Source organism: Kitasatospora sp. NPDC087315 (assembly GCF_044744345.1).
In the GTDB taxonomy this organism is placed as follows: domain Bacteria; phylum Actinomycetota; class Actinomycetes; order Streptomycetales; family Streptomycetaceae; genus Kitasatospora.
On the sequence record NZ_JBIUYD010000015.1, the window covers coordinates 179,507 to 189,168 of the forward strand.

9 protein-coding genes are annotated in these 9,662 nt (G+C 73.6%); 2 read left to right on the forward strand and 7 right to left on the reverse strand.

The features are described 5' to 3' along the window. Positions 1-23 precede the first annotated feature (23 nt). A complete protein-coding gene (locus ACIO5D_RS22675) occupies positions 24-905 on the reverse strand; it encodes an oxidoreductase (protein ID WP_363605181.1) in 882 nt (293 codons plus the stop codon). 57 nt (positions 906-962) lie between these two features. Here ACIO5D_RS22675 and ACIO5D_RS22680 point away from each other — a divergent pair, with 57 nt between their 5' ends. Beyond that, complete coding sequence (locus ACIO5D_RS22680; protein WP_400654174.1) at positions 963-1,625, forward strand: DNA-binding response regulator; 663 nt, start codon at positions 963-965, stop codon at positions 1,623-1,625. Positions 1,626-1,685: 60 nt separating this feature from the next. Here ACIO5D_RS22680 and ACIO5D_RS22685 read toward each other — a convergent pair whose 3' ends face one another. The 6 genes from ACIO5D_RS22685 to ACIO5D_RS22710 all read right to left on the reverse strand — a co-directional run bounded on the left by ACIO5D_RS22685 (position 1,686) and on the right by ACIO5D_RS22710 (position 8,390). Further along, on the reverse strand, positions 1,686-3,176 hold the full coding sequence (locus ACIO5D_RS22685) for a HAMP domain-containing sensor histidine kinase (RefSeq protein WP_363605179.1): 1,491 nt from the start codon (positions 3,174-3,176) through the stop codon (positions 1,686-1,688). Positions 3,177-3,185: 9 nt separating this feature from the next. Further along, positions 3,186-3,962: a response regulator transcription factor gene (locus ACIO5D_RS22690; protein WP_400654285.1), complete on the reverse strand. Its 777-nt coding sequence runs from the start codon at positions 3,960-3,962 to the stop codon at positions 3,186-3,188. Between the two features lie 260 nt (positions 3,963-4,222). Continuing rightward, positions 4,223-4,915: a hypothetical protein gene (locus ACIO5D_RS22695; RefSeq protein WP_400797291.1), complete on the reverse strand. Its 693-nt coding sequence runs from the start codon at positions 4,913-4,915 to the stop codon at positions 4,223-4,225. A 21-nt stretch (positions 4,916-4,936) separates the two neighbouring features. Continuing rightward, positions 4,937-6,148, reverse strand: a complete 1,212-nt coding sequence (locus ACIO5D_RS22700; RefSeq protein WP_363605177.1) for an ABC transporter permease — start codon at positions 6,146-6,148, stop codon at positions 4,937-4,939. Next, complete coding sequence (locus ACIO5D_RS22705) at positions 6,145-6,948, reverse strand: ABC transporter ATP-binding protein (protein ID WP_363605175.1); 804 nt, start codon at positions 6,946-6,948, stop codon at positions 6,145-6,147. The genes ACIO5D_RS22700 and ACIO5D_RS22705 overlap by 4 nt, the downstream gene beginning before the upstream one ends. Beyond that, a complete protein-coding gene (locus ACIO5D_RS22710) occupies positions 6,948-8,390 on the reverse strand; it encodes an efflux RND transporter periplasmic adaptor subunit (protein WP_400797294.1) in 1,443 nt (480 codons plus the stop codon). The genes ACIO5D_RS22705 and ACIO5D_RS22710 overlap by 1 nt, the downstream gene beginning before the upstream one ends. Before the next feature lie 296 nt (positions 8,391-8,686). Here ACIO5D_RS22710 and ACIO5D_RS22715 point away from each other — a divergent pair, with 296 nt between their 5' ends. Next, positions 8,687-9,481 (forward strand): DUF2785 domain-containing protein, encoded by a 795-nt coding sequence (locus tag ACIO5D_RS22715; protein WP_363605173.1) that lies wholly within the window; start codon positions 8,687-8,689, stop codon positions 9,479-9,481. The last annotated feature ends 181 nt before the right edge of the window (positions 9,482-9,662 follow it).

The window sequence follows — 9,662 nt, forward strand, 5'->3', positions numbered from 1 at the left end:
TACAGACGAACACCCGTTCCGGGTCACCGCCGGGCGAGCGCCCCCAGCTCCGCCAGGTCGTCCGCCCCGAACCGCAGCGACGCCGCCGCGACGTTCTCCTCCAGGTGGGCGGGCGAGGAGGTGCCGGGGATGGCCAGGATCGCCGGGGAGACGGCGAGCAGCCAGGCCAGCATGACCTGGGCGGGCGTGGCCCCGTGGCGCTCGGCGACCCGCCGGAGCCCCGGATCGGCGGGCACCCCGGAGCCGCCGAGCGGGAAGAAGGGCACGAAGGCGATGCCCCGTTCCGCGCAGGCGGCCAGCAGGGCCGCGTCCTCCGCGCTGTGCTCCAGCACGCTGAAACGGTTCTGCACGGCCACCACCGGAGCGATCTCCAGCGCCTCGGCGAGGTGGTCCGCGCGGACGTTGCTGAGGCCGAGATGGCGGATCAGCCCCTCCTCGCGCAGCTCGGCCAGCACGGCGAAGCGATCCGCGATCGACGCGGTCTGGCTGGGCATCCGGCGCAGATAGACCAGGTCGAGCCGGTCCACCCCGAGCTCGCGCAGATTGCGGTGGACGGCCGCGCGCAGCTCCGCCGGACCGGCCGGGTCCATCCAGCCGCCGTCCGGCTCACGGCCCGGGCCGACCTTGGTGGCGATCACCAGCTCGTCCCGGTACGGGTGCAGGGCGGCGCGGATCAGGGCGTTCGCCGAGACGTCCCGGTGGAAGTAGAACCAGGCCGTGTCGATGTGGTCGACGCCGAGTTCGACCGCGCGGCGCAGGACGGCACGGCTCTGCTCCGGGTCGCAGGCCGGGCCGTCCCAGTCCCGGGCGGGGAGCTTCATCGCGCCGAAGCCCATCCGGGACACCGGCAGGTCGCCGCCGAGTCGAAGGGAGCCGGCGGTGGAGGCGTGGGGTGTGGTCGTCATACCCATCACCCTCCGCCGCCCTCGCCACTCCCCCGTCCGATCTGGCAGGTTGCTGCCATGAACACCGACCGGATCATCACCCTGCACGGCGAGCGGGAACTCGTCCAGCGGGCCGGCCACCTCTTCGTCGACTCGCGCGAGGAGTTCCTGGTCGCGGCCACCGACCTGGTGACGTGGTCGGCCGGGGTCAACGCCGCCTTCGCCGAGGGCAAGCGGCCGCACGTCGTCCCCGGCCTCACCATGCGCAAGCTCTACACCCGGCGCGCGCTGGCCGACCCGGAGTCGCTGCGGCGCCTGCGGCGGATCGCCGCCTCCGGCATCGAGGTCCGGATCAGCGACGGACCGCTGTCCCGCGAAGCGATCATCATCGACCGGCGCACCGCCATCCTGGCCGGCGCCCCGGTGCGCGGCGTGCGGGCGTACACCGTGGTGCACTCGCCGGAGGTGGTCGACGGGGTGCGCTCGCTGTTCCGCGCCAGCTGGGAGACCGCCACCGACCTCGCCGACTGCGCCTGCCCGCCGCACCTCACCGGGCAGGCCCGGCAGATCCTGCGCACCCTGGCCGCCGGTCACACCGACGAGACCGGCGCCCGGCTGCTCGGCGTCTCGCTGCGCACCTACCGCCGCCGGGTGGCCGAGCTGATGACGGCGCTCGGCGCCACCTCCCGCTTCCAGGCCGGTCTTCGGGCCCGGGAGTACGGCCCGGACGCCGGTCACTGACCTCATCGGCCGTCCGGGGCCGCCGAATTGACGAGACGGCAGGCCGTGGACGGCGAAAGGTCACCGCTGGTGCGGCAGTTCCACCCGGAAAGTGGCGCCGGCACCGGGGGTGGTGTGCAGGGTGAGGGTGCCGCCGTGGGCGTGGGTGAGCGCGGTGGCGATGGCCAGGCCGAGGCCGGCGCCGCCGCCGTCCTGGCGGCTGCGGGAGGCGTCGACCCGGTAGAAGCGGTGGAAGACCCGGACGGCCTGCTCCTCGGTGAGGCCCGGGCCGGAGTCGGCGACCTCCAGCAGACAGAGGCCCGCGTCGGTGCCCACGCCGATCCGCACCGGGGTACCGGGCGGGGTGTGCTTCACGGCGTTGCCGACCAGGTTGGTGACCACCTGCCGGAGCCTGGCCTCGTCGCCGAGGACGGGCGCGGGGCCCGGCGCGCCGACACCGGCCAGGCCGGTGAGCGCCACCGGGCGGGTCGGGTCCAGGGCGGTGAGATCGTGCAGGGCGTCCGCCGCGAGGGTGCGCAGGTCCATCGGGGCGAGGTCGAGCGGGCGCTCCTCGTCCAGCCTGGCGAGCACCAGCAGGTCCTCGACCAGGGTGCCCATCCGGACGGCCTCGTTCTCGATCCGGCTCATCGTCCGCTTGACGTCGGCCTCGGTCGGCAGCGCGCCCATCCGGTACAGCTCGGCGAAGCCGCGGATGCCGGCCAGCGGGGTGCGCAGTTCGTGCGAGGCGTCGGCGACGAACCGCCGCATCCGGGCCTCGGATTCGGCGCGGGCGGCGAACGCGGCCTCGATCTGGGTGAGCATGCCGTTGAGCGCGATGGAGAGCCGGCCGACCTCGGTGCCCGGGGAGAGCTCCGGCATCCGGTGCGAGAGCCCGCCGGAGGCGATCCGCTCGGCGCCCTCCTCGATCCGCTCCAGCGGCCGCAGCCCGGCCCGGACGGCGAAGAAGCCGAGCCCGGCGATCAGCATCAGCACCGCGCCGCCGATCGCCAGGAAGGACGTACGCAGCTTGGCGACGGTGGCGTCGATGTCCTCCCGGGACACGGCGACCATCAGATACGCGGGGGTGGGCGCGGGTGCGGCGAAGACGCTGGCGGGGGCCGGCTGGCGCTGGAGCGGCAGGACCACGGCCCGCCAGGTGCGGTGGCCGCGCTGGTCGGGCAGGTCGAAGGGGGAGTCCGGGTCGGTGTCGGCGGGGTCGAGGCCTCCCAGCTGCGGCGCCGGGTCGGTGTCGGAGACGGGCTGGCGGACGACCTGCTGCACCTTGCCGTCCACCGAGAGGTACTGGACGAGGTACTGGCTGGGCAGCGCGGCCAGGTACTGGGTGGTCCGCTTGCCGCCGACCGCCGACTGCTTGGCGTCGGGCCAGGTGAGCCGGCTGGGCGAGCGGTGCGAGAGCGGTTCACCGAAGCGCTGCAGCTGCTCGTCCAGCCGTTCCACCAGCTGCACCCGGACGGTGCCGAGCACGACGGTGTCGCTGACCGCGAGCCCGGTGGTGACCAGGGCGAGCGCGAGCACGAGCAGCCGGGCGCGCAGCGAGAGCCGGGTGAGCACGGGCGGCGGTCAGTTCTGCGGGGGCCGGCGCAGCGCGTAGCCGATGCCGCGCACGGTGTGGATCAGCTTGGGGCCGTGCGCCGGGCCGGAGTCGAGCTTGCGGCGCAGGTAGGAGATGTACGACTCGACGATGGAGAGGTCGCCGCCGAAGTCGTAGGCCCAGACGTGGTCGAGGATCTGCGCCTTGGAGACCACCCGGCCGACGTTGGCCATCAGGTAGTGCAGCAGCTTGAACTCGGTCGGCGAGAGCGAGACCGGGGAGCCGCCGCGGGTGACCTCGTGGGCGACCGGGTCGAGGGTGAGGTCGGCGACGATCAGCCGGCCGTCCTCGGCGGGGCCGCCGGCCCGGCGCAGGATCGCCCGGATCCGGGCGATCAGCTCCTCCAGGCTGAACGGCTTGGTGACGTAGTCGTCCGCGCCGACGGCGAGACCCTGGACCTTGTCGCCGACGCCGTCCTTGGCGGTGAGGAAGAGCACCGGCAGGTGGTCGCCGGGGTGGCCGTGGCCGGGGCCCGCGAGCTGGCCCCGGCTGGTCTGCTCGCGCAGCCGCTCGACCACCGTGAAGCCGTCGAGGTCGGGGAGCATCACGTCGAGGACGACGAGGTCGGGGCGTTCGGCGGCGATCAGGGCGAGCGCCTCGGTGCCGCTGGCGGCGGAGGCGACCCGGAAGCCGGAGAAGCGCAGGGAGGCGGAGAGCAGCTCGCGGATGTTGGGTTCGTCGTCGACGACGAGGAGGAACGCCTCGCCAGGGCCGCCGGCCACCGCCGAGCTGCCTGGTGTGGACACAGTGCCTTGCACGGGGGTTCCGCCTCCCGGTCGGACGATGGCGTTCAGCTTGAGGCTAGCCCGGGGAGGCTATGCGCCATCGATGAATGTTGGATTAACACCTTATCGGGCGGATTTGGGCCGCCAAGCCCGCCGGGTGCGGCTGGATGGTGTGCGCACGGGCCCTGACGTGCGAAGGCGCGGTCCGGTCGCCGGAGGAATTTCGACCGGACCGCGCGGACGTCCGCAGGCTGCGGGGTCAGCCTTCGGACCCCTCCTCCCTACCCGTTGGTGGCGGGCGAGGAGGGAGCAGTGCGGCTGCCACCGTTGCCACCGCCGAAGCCGCCGGAGCCACCGAAGCCGCCCGCCCCGGCGCCGGCCGCGCCCTCGACGAGCTGGGTGGCGTGGTAGCCGCCGTCGGCGTCCGGGGTGCCGACCACCGTCACGCTCTGGCCGGGCTGCAGGTCGGCGACCTTGCCCTCCTTGTTGAGCTGCACCTTGGTGGTGTCGCCGGTGGTCACCTTGACGGTGTTGCCGTTGGCGTCGGTGAGGTAGACGGTGGAGCCGTCCACCGCCTTGACCGTGCCGCGGGTGAAGCCGCCCTGACCGCCGCCCTGACCGCCCTGGCCCTGGCCGTTCTGCCCGGCCTGGCCCTGGCCGTTCTGGCCGCCGCGGCGCGAACCGTTCTGCCCGTAGCCCCCGGACGCCGCCGCCCGGGGCTGCTGCCCGCCCGCCGCGACCGTCTTCCCGCCGGACGAACCGTGGTTCTGCTGGTACCAGACGCCGCCCGCGAACGCGGCCGTGGCGATCACCCCGCCCGCCAGCGCCAGCGTCACCCAGGGCAGCCGGCGGCGCGGGGGCGCGGCCAGCTCGGCGGTGATGTCACGGGCGTCCGGCGGGGTGGAGAGCAGGACGACCTGCTCGGCCGGGGTGGCCGGGGTAGCGGAATTGACCGGGGTGATCTCGTTGCTCATGGGTGTCACGTCCTACTCGTCCTACTCGTGCCGGAGGGCGTCGATGGGGCGCAGGGAGGCGGCCCGGTTGGCGGGATAGCTGCCGAAGAACAGCCCGATGGCGACGGCGATGCCGAAGGCGCCGAGGACCGACTCGGGGATCACCACCGGCTTGATGCCGACGATGCTGAAACGCGAGCCCACGATGCCGACCGCCACCCCGAGCCCCGCGCCGAGCACCGACAGCAGGGTCGACTCGGTCAGGAACTGCCCCAGGATCACCCCGCGCGGAGCGCCGAGCGCCTTGCGGATGCCGATCTCCCTGGTCCGCTCGGTGACGGTGACCAGCATGATGTTGGTGATGCCGATCCCGCCGACCAGCAGCGAGATCGCCGCGACCGCGCCGAGCAGCACGGTGAAGGTCCTGGTGGTGCTCTCCCGGGCGGTGAGCAGCGAGGCCTGGTTGCTGATCCGGAAGTCCGCCTTGGCGGGGTCGGCGATCGCGTGGGTGCCGAGCAGCACCCGGGTGATCTCCGCCTGGGCCTCGGCGGTGGTCTCCGCCGAGGTGGCCTGCACCAGGATCTGGTTGACCGAGCCGAAGCCGGTGAACGCGTTCTGCACGGTCGGCAGCGGCGCGATCACCACGTCGTCCGGGTCGGTGAAGCCGGTGCCGCCCTTGGCCTGGAGCACGCCGACCACGGTGAGCGGTGTGCCGCCCACGGTGATCTGCCTGCCCACCGGGTCCGCGGTGTCGAACAGCTGCTTGGCGGTGGTGGCGCCGAGCACCGCGACCTTGCGCGAGTTGAGCACGTCGTCGTTCGAGAAGTAGTCGCCGTGCCCGATCTTCTGGTTGGCGGTCTCGAAGTACGCGGGGTAGGTGCCGACGATCGAGCCGGGGCTGTACGAGATGTCCCCGTACAGCGCGGTACCGCTGGTGGTCACCACCGGCGCGACGGACTTGATCGCGGCGGCGTCCGCGCCGCTCGCCAGCGCCTGGGCGTCGGCGACCGTGAGCTTCTTCGCGGCGGTCGCGCCGCGCGAGCCACCGAAGGACGAACCGGAGCTGACCGTCAGGGAGTTGGTGCCGAGCGAGGTGATCGACTCCTTCACCGCCACCGACGAGCCGTTGCCGACCGCGAGCAGCAGGATCACCGAGGCGACGCCGATCAGCACGCCGAGCATGGTCAGGGCGGAACGCACCTTGTTGGCGGCCAGACCGCCGACCGCGAAGCGGATCATCTGCCAGAGGATCACGCGAGCACCCCCTGGCGGCCGGCGGCGCCGCGCAGCGCGGGCGGCGGCCCGGCCACCGGGGCCTGCCGGACGTCGCTGACGATCGCGCCGTCCACCAGCCGGAGCACCCGCTTGGCGTGGCGCGCGACCTCGTCCTCGTGGGTGATCAGCACCACCGTACGGCCGGTGGCGTTGAGGCCGTCGATGATGCCCAGCACCTCCTCGGTGGAGCGGCTGTCCAGGTTGCCGGTGGGCTCGTCCGCGAGCAGCATCGCGGGCGCGGTGACCAGGGCGCGGGCCACCGCGACCCGCTGCTGCTGGCCGCCGGAGAGCTCGTTGGGCCGGTGGCCGGACCGCTCGGCCAGGCCGACCAGGGAGAGCGCGGCCAGCGCCCGGCGACGACGCTCCGCGGCCCGTACGCCCGCGTAGGCGAGCGGCAGTTCGACCTGGGCGAGGGCGGTGGTGCGGGGCACCAGGTTGAAGGACTGGAAGATGAAGCCGATCTTGCGGTTGCGGACCAGCGAGAGCTGCCCCTCGTCCAGGTGGCCGACGTCGATGCCGTCCAGCAGATAGCGGCCGGCGGTGGGGACGTCCAGGCAGCCGAGGATGTTCATCAGGGTGGACTTGCCCGAGCCCGAACTGCCCATCACCGCGACGAAGTCGCCCTGGTCGATGGAGAGGCTGACGCCCAGCGGCTCACCGGTGACCGGGTCGGCCGGGCCGCGCAGCGCGTGCACGGTGGCGTCGCCGTGGCCGTACGCCTTGGTGACCCGGCGGATCTGGATCACGGGGGGCGGCGCGGAGGATGCCTGACGCTCCATCAGCGACTACCGCCCCGGCCCGCGCCGCCGCCACTGCCGCCCGCGCCGCCGACCCCGGCCACGCCCGCCGCACCGCCGGTCCCGCCCGCCCCGCCGCGGCCGCCCTGGCCGCCGTTCAGGCCCGGGAAGGAGCCGTTCGGGAAGCCGTTGCCCCCGCTGGTGGAGGCGAGTTCGACCTTGTCGCCCTCCTTGAGCCCGGAGACCACCTGCACCGTGGTGTCGCCCTCGACGCCCACCTCGACACTGACCCGCTCGGTGGAGCCGTCCGGGTGGACGACGGTGGCCGTCCGGCTGGTGCCGGTACCGGCCAGCGCGGCGGTCGGCAGCGAGAGCGCGCTGTCCGCCTCACCGGTGATCACCGAGACGGTCGCACTGAGACCGGTGCGCAGCTTGCTGGTGTCCCCGCCGATCTGCAGCGTCGCCGCGTACTGGACGGCCGTCGAACCGCCGGTGCCGCCACTACCGCTGGGCAGCGAACTGACCGACAGCACCGTTGCGTTGAGCTTGGTGTCGGACTGCGCGTTCAGGGTGACGGTGGCCGCCTCGCCCTTCTTCAGTTTGAGCGAGTCCAGCTCGGAGAAGTTGGCGGTGACCTGCATCCCGGTCGGGTTGGTCAGCACGATGAATCCGCTCGGGGTGCCCGAACCCGTGCTTGTGCTGCCGGACTTCGCCGTCGTGGAGCCGCTGCCGGTACCGCCGGAGGTGCCGCCCGGGGCACCGCCGCCGACGGTGTCGCCGACCTTGCCGGAGACGGAGGCGACCGTGCCGTCCACCGAGGCGGTGAGCGTCGTCCCGGCCAGCGCCGCCTGGGCGTTGGCGAGGTTGGTCTGCGCGGTGGCGACCTGCTGCTGGGCCTGGGCCACGGCGGCGTCGTCGACCCTGGTGGTGGTGATCGTGGTGGTCTGCGGGGCGGGCGTACTGCTCCCGCCCGCCCCGCGTTCCCCACCGCCGCCGGAGCCGCCCGTGCCGCCGGATCCTCCGGTGCCACCGGAACCGCCCGAGCCGGACGAGTTGGCGGTGCCGGGGATCTGCTGGGTGGTCGTGGTGGTGACGCCGGCCTGCGCCTTGGTGAGGTTGGCGTTGGCCGTGGTGAGCGCCGCCTGTGCCGCGTCCACCTGCTGCTGGGCCGCCGTGGTGTCGACGGTGGCGAGCACCTGCCCCTTGGTCACGGTGTCCCCCACCGCCACCTTGACGGTGGTGAGCCGCCCGCCGGTGGTGAAGTCCTGGGCCGCGTCGGTGGGCGAGGCCAGGGTGCCGGTTCCGGACACGGTGGCCAGGACCGTGCCCTTGGCCACGGTTGCCGTCCGGACCTGGGCCTTGCCGGCCGCCACGCCGGTACCGCTGTCCAGGGTGGTGTACACCAGGGCGGCGCCGCCCAGCAGGGCCACGCCGAGCGCGGAATTGACGAGGACGGCACCACGCCGTCGCGGGAGCACCTTCATGCCGCACAGCTTCGCGGCGTGCTCTTGCGGCACCCTGGACGCCGCCTGGGAGAAGGCTGACCGGCCGAATCCGGGCATTCCGGCACGGGTCGCCCGGCCCGAGCCCTCGGCTTGGCCGTCGCCCGGTCATTCGTTGGCCGAACCCCCAGCAGCCTCCCAGCCACCCCCAGCCATCCGGGAGCCCGGTGCCATCCGGGAGCCCGGTGCCACCCGGGCGGGGGCCGCCCGCCGTACGGAGGTCCGGGGCCCGCGTAATTCGCGGCGCGGTACGGCAGTGCCGGCCTATCCTGCCTGCCGTGACCGACTGGACCATGATCGAATCCGACGACTGTGCCGTACCCGCCGACCGCCCCCTGGAAGAACTGGTGCGAGAACTCTCCGCCGCCCTGGGGGATCCCGATCCGGCGGTCCGGGACGGAGCGCCCTACTCCGTCCTCGCGACCTGGATAGCCCGCGGGGTGATCGACGCCCCCCGGCGGCTGGCGCTGGGCGACGAGATGGCCGCCCGCCTCCAGGACCGGGAGATCCAGGCCCGCACGTTCGCCCCCCTCGTGCTCGACATGCTCGTGGAGAAGGGGGACTTCAGGGCCGGCTGGGTGGACGCGTTCGAGCGGTGGTACCCGGCGGAGACGGATCTGCGCGGCTACGACGAGAAGCTCGGCTGGCTTCATGCCGTCGCGCACGGCGCGGACCTGCTGGACCGGTTCGGGCGCCACCCCGAGGTGGATCCGGTGCGGATGCTGCACCTCGCCGCCACGCGGCTGACGACGCCCACCGACCACGTACTCGACCAGCTGGAGGACGACCGGCTGGCGAGGGCGGTCGCCCGTGTTCTCACCCGGCCCGACCTGAGCGAGCGCGACGCGACCACATGGCTGGACCCGATCGGGGCCTGCTTCGGAGCCGACCGCCTCAGTACCCCGGTTCCCGCCCACCTCACCAACTGCCTGCGCACGCTGCGCCTGCTCTATGTCCTCGCGGACCGGGGCGTGCGAGCGCCGGGCACCGAGTCGGCACCGGAAGCGCTCCGCCACCGTGCGGCGGTCAAGGAACGCATCGCCGCCGTCCTCGATCTGATCGTCAAACGATAGGCGCGGAGCTCGGGCGGGTCCGGCCGCGGGCCGCGGCCGGCAACGAAAACGGAGTGGGGGGGGGGGCCCGCCCCCCCCCCCCACCCCCCCCCGCCCCGCCCCACACCACCCAGCCGCAAGCCCCCCCCCCCCAGCGGGAACAACAGTTACCCACCACACCCCCCGACGAGATAACGGCGCC